15 protein-coding genes and 1 pseudogene are annotated in these 14,933 nt (G+C 62.4%); 10 read left to right on the top strand and 6 right to left on the bottom strand.

The annotated features are described in order from the left end of the window. From BV82_RS26125 to BV82_RS26115, 3 genes are all read right to left on the bottom strand, one after another. Entirely contained in the window at positions 1-2,847 is a 2,847-nt protein-coding gene (locus BV82_RS26125) for a class I adenylate cyclase (RefSeq protein ID WP_010221129.1), read from the bottom strand. A 158-nt stretch (positions 2,848-3,005) separates the two neighbouring features. Further along, positions 3,006-3,251: a TIGR02647 family protein gene (locus BV82_RS26120; protein WP_010221130.1), complete on the bottom strand. Its 246-nt coding sequence runs from the start codon at positions 3,249-3,251 to the stop codon at positions 3,006-3,008. Positions 3,252-3,335: 84 nt separating this feature from the next. Then, complete coding sequence (locus BV82_RS26115; protein ID WP_010221131.1) at positions 3,336-3,620, bottom strand: hypothetical protein; 285 nt, start codon at positions 3,618-3,620, stop codon at positions 3,336-3,338. 146 nt (positions 3,621-3,766) lie between these two features. Between BV82_RS26115 and BV82_RS26110 the strand changes: the two genes are divergently transcribed. Then, positions 3,767-4,429 carry a glutathione S-transferase family protein gene (locus tag BV82_RS26110; RefSeq protein WP_036994881.1) on the top strand — a complete coding sequence of 221 codons (663 nt, stop codon included), beginning with the start codon at positions 3,767-3,769 and terminating at the stop codon, positions 4,427-4,429. 55 nt (positions 4,430-4,484) lie between these two features. Here the strand turns inward: BV82_RS26110 and argH are convergent, their stop codons facing one another. Then, a complete protein-coding gene (gene argH, locus BV82_RS26105) occupies positions 4,485-5,879 on the bottom strand; it encodes an argininosuccinate lyase (protein WP_010221133.1) in 1,395 nt (464 codons plus the stop codon). A 220-nt stretch (positions 5,880-6,099) separates the two neighbouring features. Between argH and BV82_RS26100 the strand changes: the two are divergent. The 8 genes and pseudogenes from BV82_RS26100 to BV82_RS26065 all read left to right on the top strand — a co-directional run. Further along, positions 6,100-6,207 (top strand): annotated as a pseudogene (locus BV82_RS26100) (sensor histidine kinase); the annotation flags it as partial. Further along, positions 6,204-6,950: a LytR/AlgR family response regulator transcription factor gene (locus BV82_RS26095; protein ID WP_010221134.1), complete on the top strand. Its 747-nt coding sequence runs from the start codon at positions 6,204-6,206 to the stop codon at positions 6,948-6,950. The pseudogene BV82_RS26100 and the gene BV82_RS26095, both read left to right, overlap by 4 nt. A gap of 121 nt (positions 6,951-7,071) precedes the next feature. After that, on the top strand, positions 7,072-8,013 hold the full coding sequence (gene hemC, locus BV82_RS26090; RefSeq protein WP_010221135.1) for a hydroxymethylbilane synthase: 942 nt from the start codon (positions 7,072-7,074) through the stop codon (positions 8,011-8,013). Continuing rightward, positions 8,010-8,777, top strand: coding sequence for a uroporphyrinogen-III synthase (locus BV82_RS26085; protein ID WP_010221136.1), 768 nt, complete (start codon positions 8,010-8,012; stop codon positions 8,775-8,777). The genes hemC and BV82_RS26085 overlap by 4 nt, the downstream gene beginning before the upstream one ends. A 46-nt stretch (positions 8,778-8,823) precedes the next feature. Continuing rightward, positions 8,824-9,915 (top strand): uroporphyrinogen-III C-methyltransferase, encoded by a 1,092-nt coding sequence (locus tag BV82_RS26080; protein WP_010221137.1) that lies wholly within the window; start codon positions 8,824-8,826, stop codon positions 9,913-9,915. Next, complete coding sequence (locus tag BV82_RS26075) at positions 9,912-11,150, top strand: heme biosynthesis protein HemY (protein WP_010221138.1); 1,239 nt, start codon at positions 9,912-9,914, stop codon at positions 11,148-11,150. Before BV82_RS26080 ends, BV82_RS26075 begins: the two co-directional genes overlap by 4 nt. A 217-nt stretch (positions 11,151-11,367) precedes the next feature. Further along, positions 11,368-11,889, top strand: a complete 522-nt coding sequence (locus BV82_RS26070) for a disulfide bond formation protein B (protein WP_010221139.1) — start codon at positions 11,368-11,370, stop codon at positions 11,887-11,889. Positions 11,890-12,114: 225 nt separating this feature from the next. Next, positions 12,115-12,585, top strand: coding sequence for an Rsd/AlgQ family anti-sigma factor (locus BV82_RS26065; protein ID WP_010221140.1), 471 nt, complete (start codon positions 12,115-12,117; stop codon positions 12,583-12,585). 15 nt (positions 12,586-12,600) lie between these two features. On the opposite strand, the gene BV82_RS26060 is transcribed toward BV82_RS26065, so the two are convergent. Then, on the bottom strand, positions 12,601-13,266 hold the full coding sequence (locus BV82_RS26060; protein ID WP_010221141.1) for an FKBP-type peptidyl-prolyl cis-trans isomerase: 666 nt from the start codon (positions 13,264-13,266) through the stop codon (positions 12,601-12,603). Between the two features lie 226 nt (positions 13,267-13,492). Between BV82_RS26060 and BV82_RS26055 the strand changes: the two genes are divergently transcribed. Further along, positions 13,493-14,467 (top strand): AlgP family protein, encoded by a 975-nt coding sequence (locus BV82_RS26055; protein WP_036994883.1) that lies wholly within the window; start codon positions 13,493-13,495, stop codon positions 14,465-14,467. Here BV82_RS26055 and BV82_RS26050 read toward each other — a convergent pair. Next, a complete protein-coding gene (locus BV82_RS26050) occupies positions 14,443-14,925 on the bottom strand; it encodes a TIGR02444 family protein (RefSeq protein ID WP_036994884.1) in 483 nt (160 codons plus the stop codon). The two genes, BV82_RS26055 and BV82_RS26050, sit on opposite strands and share 25 nt — an antisense overlap. Positions 14,926-14,933: the final 8 nt, after the last annotated feature.

Raw genomic sequence — 14,933 nt, 5'->3', positions numbered from 1 at the left:
TCAAGCCTGCGCCAGGGCCTCGTTGAGCGCCCGCTCCAGTTCACCCTTGTAGCGCAGGTAGAGGATGCTTGAGCCAAGGCCGTCGGCCAGCAGGCCCGACAGGTCCAGGTCGGTGATATAGCAGCGGTAGCGCTCGGCCTCGCGGCGCTGATCGATGATCTCGCGGGCGACCACCGCATACAGTTGGTCGCCATGCTCGAGCTGGGAAAACTCCCGCTGATTGCAGTACAGCGTCACTTGTACGTCGTCGCTGGCGCCGGCTTGTAAAATTGCCTGCACTTCGTAGTACGGCCGGTCGATGGCCTTGACCTCGACCTGGCGCGCTTCCACCTGGCGGACCTTGCCAGGGCCTGACGGCAACAATTGGTAATAAAGAATATCCAGTGAGCCTTGGGCCTGCAGGCTGTCCAGGGGCAGCCGTGCTTCGCGGCGAAACACGATCGATTGCAAAAAGCGCTGCAGGGGCAGCAACAGGCTGTTTTCATCGTGGAACGGCAGGCGTTGCTGCCACAGGGCATTGTGCTCATCGAGCACGTAGACATCGGCGAAGGCCTCTTGCACCCGATAGAACAGCTGGATGCATTGTGGTTGGCCCAAGGGTAGTACCTGCGCCAGGTCCAGCTCCTGCAGGGCGTTGGCGTCCAGGTGCAGGGGGCTGTAATCGCTGCGTTCTTCGCCGAGGTAGCGCAGTACTGCGTCCTGATCGTCGAGGGTCACCAGGTTCACGGCGCCAGGGTGCAGCTCCAGCACATGGGTGTGCTGCTCAACCTGCAACAGGTAGCGATGGTTGAGGTTCTGCGCCAGCAGCCCCTGGGTGGTGGCGAATACGTCTTCGACCCGCAGGGCAATGGCCTGGGCACGGTTGTGGCAGAAGCAGCGCACCCGCAGCCGAGGGATGTGCTCGCTGCCCAGACCATTGAGGTAATCACGCAGGCAGCGCAACAGCGCATGTCCGCCGTCGTAGCGGTGCACCTGCACTTCGTTCCAGCTGTTGAGCGTGACCTGGTCGAGGGTCAGCACCAGGTTTTCGCGCACCCCGGCATAGCTCAGCGAGTCGGTGCGTTCGGTGGTCATCAGGATGTTCAGGTCGCGGTGGTGTTGCAGCGGGTCGACGCCGACGTTGACCAACAGCAGGATCTCGTCGGCCACACTGGGCTGCAGCAGGCGCTGTTCGCTGACCAGCGACAACGGCAGGGCGACGCTCTGTTGCAGGCTGCCGAGCAGGTTGAACAGCTCGTACTCGCTCAGGTCGCTGCTGCCCGGGTGCAGGGCCAGGCGCGTGCTGCTGTCGATCACGCCGTTGCGGTGGGCCCAGGTCAGTAGCTCAAGCAGCTCGCGGCAACGCTTGATCGGAGCAAAATGCTCCCACTCGTGTACGCCCAGGTTGCCGTTGTACAGGCCCCAGTGGTGTTGCCCGGGCTCCTTGCGGTTGGGTGACTGGACCAGGGTCAGGGTATCTTCGGCCAAGTCCGGGGCGATTCCCGGGTTGATGAACTCGACCTTGCCGGCGCGCCGTTCGAAAGCGGCATACAGGCGCCGGCCGAGCACGCTGAGGTCGCGCTGGTCGATGCGGCTGATGGCGTTCTGGCTGCGGGCAAACTGGCAGAGGAAGCGGTAGCTGTAGTTCAGCTCGGCCACCAGCTCGCGGCGCTCGAGCGCCACCTGGCGGACTTTCCACTGGCTGCGGCTGTCGAGCAGCGTCAGTTGACGCTCGTCCCAGCCCCATTCCCGGCTCAGCCGTTGCAGCAGCTCGCGCTGCCAACTGGTGCTGCGCGAGCGGGCCAGGCCGCTGAGCTTCTTGTTGACCTTCAGGTACAGGCTGCGCCGCACCAGCTCCAGCCGCTCACGTTCGCCCCGGCCTTGCAGGTACTGCTCGATGCGCCGGTAGACCATCATGTAGGGGTCGAGCTCGTCGAGGTCGAGGTGATTGCTGAACACCGCCTGCTTGAACTGCAGGCTCAGGCACTGCACCTGTGGGTGTTCACTGGCATAGACCTCGGTCAGCAGCAGCTTGAGCACCGACTTGTAGGGCGATTCGATGCCCTTGAACAGCTGCCAGAGCCCGGCGCCGACGAACTCGCCTGGCGGGATGTGCGCCAGGTGGCCGAGGTCGAGGTTGTCTTCGGCACGCACGAAGCGTTTGCACAGCAGGGTCTCGATGTATTGCCGGTAGCGTGTTTCTTCGTAGACCGGTACCAGCCACCACAAGGGCGTGCGCCCGGCGAGCCAGATGGCGGTGCGGTAGAACTCGTCGAGCAGCAGGTAATGCTGAGTGGTGCCGCAGTCGTCGGAACTGAGCTGGCCGTCACGTTCGCCCTGGACGAAGCTCTGCGGCTCGATCAAGAACAGGTGGGCCTCGGCGCCCTGGCTGGCCGCCCAGATTTCCAGCAACAGGCACTTCTTGCGCAGCTCCGCCAGCTCGCTTTCGCTGAGGTCGGCGGCGTGGCAGACCCAGACGTCCATGTCGCTTTGCTCGGCCTGGGCCAGGGTGCCCAGGCTGCCCATCAGGTACAGCCCGTGAATCGGCTGGGGCGGGTTGCCGCGCCGGGCCTTGTACGAGAACGAGCGGGTCAGGCGCTGGGCTTCGGCCAGCAGTGGGGCATCAGGCTCGAAGTTGGCGACGCCCGCCGGTGTGTTGCCGGATACATAACCGGGCAGCAGCGGGTGATTGACGTGCAAGAACAGCGGCAGCAGGGTCAGCACCTGCTGTTGCCGGCTCGACAGCCCGTCCATGGCCCGCCCCAGGCGCCCCTGGTTGAGCGTCAGAAAACGTTGGCGCAGCTGGCTGAGCACCTTGCGGTCAATGCCCTGATCGAGGTCGGGGCGAATTTCGTGGGGGTGGTTCATGGCGAGCTGAAACCGGCCGTCTAGGGAGCAATGGCGAGTTTAAGCTATTTTAATTTTGACGCCATTTTATTAGCGATGGTGTGGAGGCGACCGATAGCAAGGCCAGCCCCCACTGTGGGAGCCGGCGTTGCCGGCGATGGACTGCAAGGCAGTCCCGATCAGGCAGGTTCGCCGACATTCAGAATGTTCAGCAACACCTGCACGTTCTCGGCAGCATCGTGACCAAGGCTGGTCAGGTAACCGCCATCGGGCTGGTCAGTGAGCTTTTTCTCGTACAGACGACGCGCTGCAGCGATTACCTCCTTGGAGGCAGTGTTATGAACCTTGATACCTTCCTGGCTGCTATCCAGGTTGAACAAGGCAAGGACTTCCAGCTCGGCAATCAGTTCGGGGGTAAACGACATAGAGACTCCGACTTCCAGACAAGGAGGGCAGCACCGTCGCCGGTGCCTGGTTTTGCAGTGTAGTCAGGGAAATCCTGCTTTGCTTCAGACCTTTTCCGGCGGCAGCTCGGGCAGGGCGCGCAAGGCGGTTTCGTACCATTCGGTGTTGAACGCGCGGTCGTCTTCGAGCATCGCGTCAATCTCGTAGGCCAGCACATGGGCCATGAGGTTGAGGATATCTTCACGCTCGTAACCCACCAGGGTCAACTTGTTGAACGTGGCTTTGGCCGCCGGCGGGTTGTCGCTTTCGATCTGGTTCTCGATCGCTTCGATCAGGGTCGACTCGGCGAACTCTTCTTCGTCGTTGTCGATATCGGTTGGTTCGCTCATGGGCGCTTTCCTCTTTTGGGGTGCCCAGTTTGCCACGAGCCGGGCACCGATGCCTTGCTATCGACAGACTCCATGATGCTGGTCAGTACCCGGCACTTGGGTCTATAACAACCCGGCCAACCCCTTTACGGCCTGGAGGCTGTTTCATGCTCAAGCTTCATGGATTTTCGGTCAGCAACTACTACAACATGGCCAAACTGGCGCTGCTGGAAAAGGGCGTGCCGTTTGAAGAAGTGCTGTTTTTCGGCGGCCAGAGCCCCGAAGCGCTGAAGCTCAGCCCGCGCGGCAAGGTGCCGGTGCTGGAGACCGAAGAGGGCTTTATCAGCGAAACCAACCTGATCCTCGACTACATCGAGCGGACCCAGCCGGGCAAGGCGCTATTGCCTGAAGGGGTTTTTGCCCAGGCCAAGGTGCACGAGCTGGCCAAGGAGATCGAGCTGTACATCGAGCTGCCTGCCCGCGCCTGCTACCCCGAAGCATTTTTCGGCGCACGGGTCGATGACGCCATCAAGGCCAAGGCCAAGGCCGAATTGCTGGCCGGTATCGCCACCCTCAAGCGCAATGGCAAGTTCAGCCCATTTGTGGCCGGCGACAGCCTGACCCTCGCCGACATGCTGTTCTGCTTTAGCGTCGACCTGGCCTATGCCGTGGGCAAGAAGGTCTTCGCCATCGACGTGCTGGAAGACTTCCCGCAAGCGCGTGAGCTGTTGGAGCGTTTCAAGCACAACCCGAACGTGCAGAAAATTGCCGCCGACAAGGAAGCGCAGATGCCTGCTTTCCTGGAGATGGTGCGCTCAAGCAAGCCTTGAAGGCCAAGTGCTGCCACCCAGTCAGAACTGGCCGGGCAGCAGCACGCGACAGGGCTTAGCGCGCGGCGAGCAGCGCCTTGCCGCGGGCTACGGCAGCGCGTACTTGCGCAGGCGCAGTACCGCCGATGTGGTCACGGGCGTTGACTGACCCTTCGAGGGTCAGGACGGCGAACACGTCCTGTTCGATCTGGTCGCTGAACTGGCGCAGCTCGTCCAGGCTCATTTCCGCCAGGTCCTTGCCGGTATCGACACCGTACTTCACCGCATGGCCGACGATTTCATGGCAATCACGGAACGGCAGGCCACGGCGTACCAGGTAGTCGGCCAGGTCGGTGGCGGTGCTGAAGCCGCGCAGGGCTGCTTCACGCATGATGGCGTGACGCGGCTTGATCGCCGGGATCATGTCGGCAAAGGCGCGCAGCGAGTCGCGCAGGGTGTCGGCGGCGTCGAACAGCGGCTCCTTGTCTTCCTGGTTGTCCTTGTTGTAGGCCAGTGGCTGGCCTTTCATCAGGGTCAGCAGGCCGGTGAGGGCGCCGAACACGCGGCCGGTCTTGCCGCGCACCAGCTCCGGCACGTCCGGGTTCTTTTTCTGCGGCATGATCGAACTGCCGGTGCAGAAGCGATCAGGCAGGTCGATGAACTGGAACTGGGCGCTGGTCCACAGCACCAACTCTTCGGAGAAGCGCGACAGGTGCATCATCGCCACGCTGGCGGCCGCGCAGAATTCAATGGCGAAGTCACGATCAGAGACACCGTCGAGCGAGTTGCCGGCTACTGCTTCGAAGCCCAGCAGCTGGCAGGTCAGTTCGCGGTCGATCGGGTAGGTGGTGCCGGCCAGTGCGGCGCTGCCCAGGGGCATGCGGTTGGTGCGCTTGCGGCAGTCGACCAGGCGCTCGTAGTCGCGGCTGAGCATTTCGAACCAGGCCAGCAAGTGGTGGCCGAAGGTCACCGGCTGGGCGGTCTGCAGGTGGGTGAAGCCGGGCATGACGGTTTCGGCTTCGCGCTCGGCCTGCTCCAGCAGGCCCTGCTGCAGGCGGGTGATCTCGGCCAGGATCAGGTCGATTTCGTCACGCAGCCACAGGCGGATATCGGTTGCGACCTGATCGTTGCGGCTGCGGCCGGTGTGCAGCTTTTTACCGGTGATGCCGATGCGGTCGGTCAGGCGTGCCTCGATGTTCATGTGCACGTCTTCAAGGTCGACGCGCCAGTCGAAGTTGCCGGCCTCGATGTCGCCCTGGATGGTCTTCAGGCCGTCGATGATGGTGTCGCGCTCGGCGTCGGTGAGGACGCCGACCTTCGCCAGCATGGTGGCGTGGGCGATCGAACCCATGATGTCGTGGCGGTACAGGCGCTGGTCGAAATTGACGGAGGCGGTGAAGCGGGCGACGAAGGCGTCGACGGGCTCACTGAAGCGGCCGCCCCAGGACTGATTGGTCTTGTCGGTGCTCATGGATTCACTCGTTGAAGGCGTGAACGGAAAAAGTGCTGCCGATCATAGCAGGATTGGCGGCCCTGCCGGAGTGCGGCGGTCGGCGTAAATGCGGGTTTATGTCGCAGCACAGGCCCGCGACAGCGCGCTTGCAACAGGATATTTATCGATTGAACGGCAGTGTTGCGGCAACCGTCTACAGTTGGACAGAGGCTCGGCATGTTTCCTGCCGGGCCAGTGAATCTTTAGCCATCGTGCGAGTCTGAGCGTGGATCGCCGTGACGGTCGTCACCTCACCTGTCTACGCTATCCTTGTGCGAGACTCACGCAGGAATCCAGCGCAATATGAATGTCCTGATCGTTGATGACGAACCCCAAGCCCGGGAACGCCTGAGCCGACTGCTCGGCGAACTGGAGGGCTATACTGTGCTGGAGCCCAGCGCCACCAATGGCGAAGAGGCTCTGGCCCTGATTGACAGCCTCAAGCCCGAGGTCGTCCTGCTCGACATCCGCATGCCGGGGCTCGATGGCCTGCAGGTCGCTGCGCGGCTGTGCGAGCGCGAAGCACCGCCTGCAGTGGTGTTTTGTACCGGTGACCATGAGTTCACCGTCGAATCGTTCAAGGACAGCACCTTGGGCTATGTGCTCAAGCCGGTGCAGCCCGATAGCCTGCGTGACGCCTTGAAAAGGGCCGAACGCCCCAACCGCGTGCAGTTGGCGGCGCTGACCCGGCCGGCGGCCGAGAGTGGCAGCGGGCCGCGCAGCCATATCAGTGCCCGCACGCGCAAAGGCATTGAATTGATCCCCCTCGACCAGGTGATCTATTTCATCGCCGATCATAAATACGTGACCCTGCGGCACGAATCTGGCGAAGTGCTGCTCGACGAGCCACTCAAGGCTCTGGAAGACGAGTTCGGCGAGCGTTTTGTCCGTATTCACCGTAACGCGCTGGTCGCCCGTAACCGCATCGAGCGCTTGCAACGCACGCCGCTTGGGCATTTCCAGCTGTTTCTCAAGGGCCTCAATGGCGATGCCCTGATCGTCAGCCGCCGGCATGTGGCCGGTGTACGCAAGATGATGCAGCAACTGTAAGGGCGAGGACTATCGAGCAGTCGAGGGCCAGGGATGGTCGGCACCTAGCATGATTTAGATCTGCTAGCGGTCTGGACTGAGCTGTTATCATCGGGCGAATCTATCTCGTACGGATCGTTCCATGTCCACTCGCGAAATCCGCATTGCCACCCGCAAAAGTGCCCTGGCCCTGTGGCAGGCCGAATATGTCAAAGCCCGTCTGGAGCAGGCCCATCCTGGCCTGGTCGTGACCCTGGTGCCGATGGTCAGCCGTGGCGACAAGTTGCTCGACTCGCCGCTGTCGAAAATCGGCGGCAAGGGCCTGTTCGTCAAGGAACTGGAAACCGCGCTGCTGGAGAACCAGGCCGACATCGCCGTGCATTCGATGAAAGACGTGCCGATGGACTTCCCGGCAGGCCTGGGCCTGTTCTGCATCTGTGAACGCGAAGATCCGCGCGATGCCTTTGTTTCCAACACCTTTGACAGCCTCGAGGCGCTGCCGGCCGGCAGTATCGTCGGTACCTCCAGCCTGCGCCGCCAGGCCCAGTTGCTGAGCCGTCGCCCCGACCTCGAAATCCGCTTCTTGCGTGGCAACGTCAACACCCGCCTGGCCAAGCTCGATGCCGGCGAGTACGACGCCATCATCCTCGCCGCCGCCGGCCTGATCCGTCTGGGGTTTGAAGATCGCATCACCTCCAGTATCAGCGTTGACGACAGCCTGCCCGCAGGCGGCCAGGGCGCAGTGGGCATCGAGTGCCGCAGCGCCGACAGCGAAATCCATGCGCTGCTGGCTCCGTTGCATCACGTCGACACCGCTGACCGGGTTACTGCCGAGCGCGCCCTGAACAAGCACCTCAACGGTGGCTGCCAAGTACCGATTGCCTGTTATGCGGTGCTGGAAGGCGATCAGCTCTGGTTGCGCGGGCTGGTGGGCGAGCCCGCCGGTGGCAAGTTGCTCACCGCCCAGGCCCGCGCGCCGCGCAAGGATGCCGAAGCGCTTGGCATCAAGGTCGCCGAAGACCTGCTCGGGCAAGGTGCCGAAGAAATTCTCAAGGCGGTCTACGGCGAGGCCGGGCATCCGTGAGCCGCTGGCGCCTGCTGCTGACCCGGCCGGCAGAAGAATGCACGGCGCTGGCCCAGACGCTTGCCGAACAGGGGGTGTTCAGCAGCAGCCTGCCGTTGCTGGAAATCGAGCCGCTGGCGCTGACGCCAGCGCAGCTTGGCCAGGTGCAAACGCTCGATCAGTACTGCGCGGTGATTGTCGTCAGCAAGCCAGCTGCGCGCTTGGCTATAGAACAGCTGAATGTGCACTGGCCGCAGCCCCCCGCGCAGGCCTGGTTTACCGTCGGCGCAGCCACTGCGCAGATTCTTGACGACCATGGCCTCAATGTCAGTTATCCAGCCCAAGGCGACGACAGCGAAGCATTGCTGCAGCTGCCGGCGTTGAGCGAAGCGATCAGGCGCTCACAGCCACGGGTGTTGATCATCCGCGGCGAGGGGGGGCGTGAATTGCTCGCTGAGCGCTTGGCCGCATTGGGTGCCCGTGTCGATTACCTTGAGTTGTATCGCCGCTACCTGCCGCATTACCCTGAGGCCACCCTGGCCCGGCGTATTGCCGGGGAACGCCTGAATGGCCTGGTGGTCAGCAGTGGGCAGGGTTTTGAACACTTGCGCGAGCTGGCAGGTGCAGACTGGCCGCAGTTGGTGCAACTACCGTTGTTCGTGCCCAGCCCGCGGGTAGCGGAACTCGCCCGCGCCAGTGGCGCACAGAATGTAGTGGATTGCCGTGGTGCAAGCGCCGCGGCTTTGCTGGCAACATTGCAGGAAACTCCTGCACCAGCCCCCTAAGGCGCTAAGCTGATTGGCGACGTGCCGTAATGCAAAGGATGGATACGTGAGCGAAACTGTCTTGCCCAACGATGAACTGAAGGCCCCAGAGGCTCCTGCACAAACCCCCGTCGAACCGGCCAAGCGGTCCGGCAATGGTCTGGCAATCCTGGCCTTGCTGCTGGGCGCGGCAGGTGTCGCAGTTGGCGGGTGGGGCGTATGGCAGGTTCGCCAGCTCCAGAGCGCCGAGCAGGGCCAGGCACAGAACCTGCAGTCCCTGAGCGAGCAAACCCAGGCCCTGCAGCAGCGTGAACAGCAACTTTCTGCGCAGTTGGCCGTTCTGCCGCCCGCATCCGAACTGGAAGACCGTCGGCGTCTGGTCGCTCAACTGCAGGGTGACCAGCAACGCTTGAGCCAGCGCCTGGAGACCATCCTTGGCGCCAGCCGCAAGGACTGGCGCCTGGCCGAAGCCGAGCATCTGCTGCGCCTGGCCAGCCTGCGCTTGTCCGCCTTGCAGGACATCGTCAGCGCGCGTGAACTGGTCAAGGGCGCTGATGACATCCTCCGTGAACAGAGCGACCCGGGCTCCTTTGCCGCCCGTGAGCAACTGGCCAAGAGCCTGGCTACGCTCAACAGCGTCCAGCAGCCCGATCGCACCGGCTTGTTCCTGAAGCTCGCGGCCCAGCGTGAGCAAGTGCTGCAGCTCAGTGCCCAGACACCGGAATTCAACAGTGATGCCAATGCGCTGGGTGCCCTGACCGCCGATGGCGATGGCGCCAGTCGCTGGTCACAATGGTGGGCGGAGCTGTCCAAGTACTTCCAGATCGAATTTGACGCCGACGAAAACATCCGGCCATTGCTGGCGGGGCAGTCGCTCAACCAGTTGCGCCTGGCCCTGAGCCTGACCATCGAGCAAGCCCAGTGGGCCGCACTCAATGGCGAAGCCAAGGTGTACACCCAGGCCCTGGATGACGCCCGCAGTGTGCTGCTGGCCAACTTCAACGCCGACAACCCACAGAGCAAGGCCATGCTCGATAGCCTCAACGCGCTGGCTGAACAGCCGGTCGCGGTGGTGGTGCCGGACCTGGCGGACAGTATCAGTGCCGTTCAGGCCTACCTGGAGCGCCGGCACTTGCCGGTCGAGGAGGCCAAGCCATGAGGCGCGTTTACCTGCTGGCGGTGGTGGCGATTATCGTTGCTGCCGGGCTCGGGATCGCGATTGCCAAGCACAGCGGCTATGTGCAGATCGCCTACGGCAGCTTTCGCTATCAATCGGGCCTGTGGGCAGCGCTGGCGGCCCTGACCGCGATCATCCTGGCCGTGCTGCTGGTGCGCTACCTGGTCGGCCTGGTGCTGACATCCGGCGGGGTGGTCAACCCTTGGTCGCGGCGTAATCGCAGCCGTCGCACCCAACTGGCCATCGAGCAGGGCCAACTGGACCTCGCCGAGGGCCGCTGGGCCAGTGCCCAGCGTCACCTGCACCGGGCTGCCGAAGCCGAGCGTCAACCCTTGCTGTATTACCTCGGTGCCGCGCGTGCAGCCAACGAACTGGGCCGAACCGAAGACAGCGACAACTTGCTCGAGCGCGCCCTGGAGCGTCAGCCCGAGGCGGAGCTGGCCATCGCCCTGAGTCACGCCCAGTTGCAGATGGACCGTGGTGACAGCGATGCGGCCCTGATTACCCTGCAGGCCATGCAAGAGCGCCATCCGCATAACGTTCAGGTACTGCGCCTGTTGCAGCGCCTGTATCGCGAGCGTGGCGACTGGTCGGCGCTGATTCGCCTGCTGCCGGAGCTACGCAAGGACAAGGTGCTGCCGGTGAGTGAACTGGCCGAGTTGGAGCGCCGAGCCTGGGGTGAGAACCTGAGCCTGGCCGCCAGCCGTGAAGGCGATGAACAGACAGCTCGTCAATCCCTTGAGCGCGCCTGGCAGCAGCTTACCGCTGCGCAGCGCCAGGAGCCGCAGTTGGTGCTGGCCTATGCCGAGCAACTGCGCCAGCTGGGTGCAGAGAGCGAAGCCGAACAGGCCCTGCGCACGGCGCTCAAGCGCCAGTACGAAAGCCATCTGGCTCGGCTTTATGGGCTGGTGCGCGGTGGCGACCTGGCACGGCAGCTGCAAACCGCAGAAGGCTGGCTCAAGGAACATCCCGACGATCCCAGTCTGCTCCTGACCCTGGGCCGGCTAAGCCTGCAGAATCGCCTTTGGGGCAAAGCGCGGGATTATCTGGAAAGCAGCCTGCGGGTGCAGCGCAATCCCGAAGCCTGTGCCGAACTTGCCCGGTTGTTGGCCAGCTTGGGTGATGCCGAACGCAGCAATCAGCTATTCCAGGAAGGCCTGGGTATGCTTGATCAGCGGTTGCTGGCGTTGCCACTGCCTGAGGCTGTTCGAGCTTGATGTACCCATGGGCGCACCGCAAATCGCGCGCTCATGGGCTTGAGTCATCTTTCTGCGCCTTGCTGGTAAATTTTCCTGCAAATTGCTAAGCATTTTTCTTGCGGCACTCGGGATGCTTCCCTTGTCGATCAGCGACTTGTCCCGACTGTCTTGCCTTGATACAAGCCGCGCCTTTCCTCTACCGTTATCGCCTGTCTATCCCGCTTCTGGACTCGCCATGCTGTTGGCCCGCTTGCGTACATTGTTCTTTCCGGCGTTGCTGGCATCGGTGCTGGTCCAGGCGGCCGCTTTCTATCTGGAGTTCGGCTTGGGCCTGGTACCATGCCCGTTGTGCTACAGCCAGCGCTTGTTTTTGGGGGCTTTTGCCTTGGTCTGCCTGTGTGCGTTGGTGCATTCGCCGGGGCGTCTCGGCACCCGCGTCTATGCCGCCCTGGCGCTGTTCTGTGCGACAGGCGGGGCATTGCTGGCGGCCCGGCATGTCTGGCTGCAGGGCAATCCGGCGTTGTCGAGCATCGAGTGCCAGCCGGCTTTCGATTACGTGATCGAGAGCATGCCCATGGTCCAGGTGATCAAGGTGATGGTGATCGGCAGTGCTGACTGCGTGCCAATCAACTGGAGCTTCCTGGACCTTACCCTGCCCGAGTGGAGCCTGTTGTCCTTCGTGTTGCTGGCGACTTTGCCGATCGTTCGCCTGCTCGGTCGCGGCTGCCCGCTGTTCAGTCGGGCAGGTAAAAGCTGAGGCGGTTTTTTAACGGTGCAAGCGACCGACGGCAAAGAATGGTCGGATTAAACGCTTGTATGAACATTGTCGTCTGCGTACCTTGAAGGCAAGGGCGCACGGGAATAATCTCCCTGCACGCATACCGAAAACACAGCTGCTCGATGCCGCTCTGCTGACTTCACCTTTGCTCTGCACATTTGCGGCGCGGGGGCAGGGGCATTACCCAGAAGGGAAGAGATCGCCATGCTAGATAGTTGTCAGAATGCTCAGGAACGCTGGGGTGGGGTTCATAAGCTCATTGACCGCTGGTTGGACGAGCGTGCAGAGCTGGTGAAGGCTTTCCGCGAGCTGCGTGATGCCAAGCCGGCCTTTGCCGACAAGGACAAGAGCCGGGACTTCTGTGCGGTGCTGATCGACTACGTGTCAGCCTGGCATTTTGAAGTGAGCGAGCAACTGGTCAGCGAAGCCAAGGCGTTTGGCGACACTCGCGGGCTGGAGCTGGCCAAGCAGATCAGCCCTCGCATCGACGCCATCACCGAAATCGCTTCGGCGTTCAACGATCATTGCGACAAGGGCAACTGTAACGACCCTGAACGTTTCGCGGAAAAGCTAGGCAAGCTCGGCAGCTTGTTGCACGAGCGTTTCGAGCTCGAAGACTGCCTGATCGAAGTGCTGCACACCGCGCACAGCGAAGAAGGCGCGGTCCAGGCCTGACGGTGCTGCCGACCCTCAGTCGGCAACCCCGAGCAACTCGATTTCGAACACCAGTGGCGTATAGGGCGCAATCAGGTCGCCCGCGCCTTCGGCGCCGTAAGCCTGCGCCGAAGGGATCACCAGTCGCCACTTAGATCCTGTCGCCATCTGCGGCAATGCGACTTGCCATCCCTCGATCACACTGTCCAGATTGAACCATTGCGCTTGCTGGTTTTGATCGAACACTGTGCCATCCGGCAACTTGCCAACATAGCGAACCTGGACTTTGCCACCCGCTTTTGGCTTGCTTCCTGTCCCGGCCTGCAACTCGCTGACGAGTATGCCTTCGGCCAGTTCGCGCACTCCGGCTTTAGCCCGTTCAGTGGCCAAGAACCGTTTTTCCGCTGTCAGCAATTGCTCGGTCTGTGCTTGAACCGCAGCGTCGTTGGCCTGGGCATCATGTTCGCCGAGTATTGTCGTCATGCGCTCTTTGCTCAGTGCCAATGGCTTGTTCTGATAAGCCTGGCGCAACCCTTCAATCAAGGCGTCGAGTTGCAGGTCGGGCACTTCCGTACGCAGGCGCTCACCCAGGCTGGCGCCCAGGCTGTACGCCAGGTCATGGTCGCTGGCAGGTTTAGTTTCAGGCGCTGCAATTAACGAGGTCGGCAATAGCAACAGGGTAAGGATTAGATAGCGCGGCACAGGCTCGCTCCTGCTTCAGAGGAAATAAAGTATGCCAGCCTTCGCTCGTCACTTCGTGTAAATATCAGCAACACTTTGTGCAGCATCTACACTTGTTTCCAGCTGCAGCGATAACAACTTTGCCCAGGCATGCAACGCGGCGCATTTAATACTGTCAACATGCCCTAGCGGCGGTAGCAGCAGAAGCATAGTATGAGCCGCAATCTCGTCAGCCAGGAGGTAAACCATGTCGGCCAATAAGAAGCCAGTAAGTACGCCGTTGCACCTGCTCCAGCAACTCTCGGGCAGCCTGCTCGATCATTTGGAAAATGCCTGCTCGCAAGCGCTGGCTGATGCTGAAAAACTGCTCGCCAAGTTGGAAAAACAACGGGGCAAGGCGCAGGAAAAACTGCACAAGTCCCGGCTGAAACTGCAGGACGCGGCCAAGGCTGGCAAAGCCAAGGCACAGAACAAGGCCAAGTCGGCTGTGGGCGAACTGGAAAAGTTGCTCGACGAGTTGAAAGACCGTCAATCGCAAACGCGCACCTACATCCTGCAACTCAAGCGTGATGCCCAGGAAAGCCTGAAGCTGGCCCAGGGCGTTGGCAAGGTCAAGGAAGCTGCCGCCAAGGCGCTGACCCTGCGTTCGGCCAAACCTGCCGCCGCCGCTGCGGCCAAGCCCGCCGCCAAACCAGCGGCCAAGGCGCCGGCCAAAGCAGCGAGCAAACCTGCTGCCAAGCCAGCGGCCAAGCCCGCTGCTAAAGCTGCCGCTAAACCTGTGGCCAAGCCTGCGGTTAAAGCTGCCGCCAAACCAGCTGCCAAAGCACCCGCCCGTACCGCTGCCGCCAAACCTGCTGCCGCCAAGCCTGTGGCCAAGCCTGCTGCCAAAGCACCTGCCAAACCAGCCGCTAAAACTGCAGCGGCAAAACCTGCAGCCAAGCCTGCGGCCAAACCGGCAGCAGCGAAAGCGCCAGCCAAACCAGCGGCCAAACCTGCCGCGGCAAAACCCGCTGCCAAGCCACCGGCCAAGCCTGCTGCTGCGAAAGCGCCGGCCAAACCTGCTGCAAAACCTGCAGCCAAGCCAGCCGCTGCCAAACCAGCGCAGCCAGCCGCCGCCAAGCCTGCGACTCCAGCAGCACCGGCAGCACCAGCCGCTGCCCCGTCGCCTGCACCAGCAGCTTCGGCAGCACCGGCTACTCAGACCCCGTCTTCGGCGTCCTGAGTCGTCAGCATCACGACGCGCAGCGCGTGCAGCGCGTCGTGATGCGCACCGGCGCCTTTGGGTGCCAGCCAGCTTATCCAGTCCAATCCCGTTTCGGGCGTCGCTGCCCAGTCCTTGCAAATACCCTCGAGACGCTCCAGCAGGACGCGTTCAGCCGCTAACTCCAAGCCTTTGACCTGCTCACGCAGACCCGCCAATTGCGCGTCTTGGGAAGCCTTGTCGCGCCAGGCCTGGCGCAGCGTGCGTAACGGTTTCACTACATCGGTTTGCCAGGCATCGGCCAATTCAGCGAGCTGTCGTGCCCGCTGTTCGTTCGGGGCTATGCCGCGCGCACTGAGCCACATGCCGCACAGCAGCAGGCAGACGTCGCCACCCAGGTCCTGCCATTGCAGGCAGGCAGCCTCCACGCCTGGTCGGGCGTAAAGTTGCAGGGCAAAATTCCACAGGTCGGTGTGCATGGTCCCAC

The sequence above is a fragment of the Pseudomonas donghuensis genome (assembly GCF_000696345.2).
Classification (GTDB): domain Bacteria; phylum Pseudomonadota; class Gammaproteobacteria; order Pseudomonadales; family Pseudomonadaceae; genus Aquipseudomonas; species Aquipseudomonas donghuensis.
This window is presented reverse-complemented; position numbering and strand designations above follow the sequence as displayed.

Coding starts and splice junctions, on each gene's coding strand:
- BV82_RS26055 (WP_036994883.1), top strand. CDS start 13,493: ATGTCGGCCAATAAGAAGCCAGTAAGTACGCCGTTGCACCTGCTCCAG.
- BV82_RS26120 (WP_010221130.1), bottom strand. CDS start 3,251: ATGTCGTTTACCCCCGAACTGATTGCCGAGCTGGAAGTCCTTGCCTTG.
- BV82_RS26125 (WP_010221129.1), bottom strand. CDS start 2,847: ATGAACCACCCCCACGAAATTCGCCCCGACCTCGATCAGGGCATTGAC.
- BV82_RS26115 (WP_010221131.1), bottom strand. CDS start 3,620: ATGAGCGAACCAACCGATATCGACAACGACGAAGAAGAGTTCGCCGAG.
- BV82_RS26065 (WP_010221140.1), top strand. CDS start 12,115: ATGCTAGATAGTTGTCAGAATGCTCAGGAACGCTGGGGTGGGGTTCAT.
- BV82_RS26075 (WP_010221138.1), top strand. CDS start 9,912: ATGAGGCGCGTTTACCTGCTGGCGGTGGTGGCGATTATCGTTGCTGCC.
- BV82_RS26110 (WP_036994881.1), top strand. CDS start 3,767: ATGCTCAAGCTTCATGGATTTTCGGTCAGCAACTACTACAACATGGCC.
- BV82_RS26095 (WP_010221134.1), top strand. CDS start 6,204: ATGAATGTCCTGATCGTTGATGACGAACCCCAAGCCCGGGAACGCCTG.
- hemC (WP_010221135.1), top strand. CDS start 7,072: ATGTCCACTCGCGAAATCCGCATTGCCACCCGCAAAAGTGCCCTGGCC.
- BV82_RS26070 (WP_010221139.1), top strand. CDS start 11,368: ATGCTGTTGGCCCGCTTGCGTACATTGTTCTTTCCGGCGTTGCTGGCA.
- argH (WP_010221133.1), bottom strand. CDS start 5,879: ATGAGCACCGACAAGACCAATCAGTCCTGGGGCGGCCGCTTCAGTGAG.
- BV82_RS26050 (WP_036994884.1), bottom strand. CDS start 14,925: ATGCACACCGACCTGTGGAATTTTGCCCTGCAACTTTACGCCCGACCA.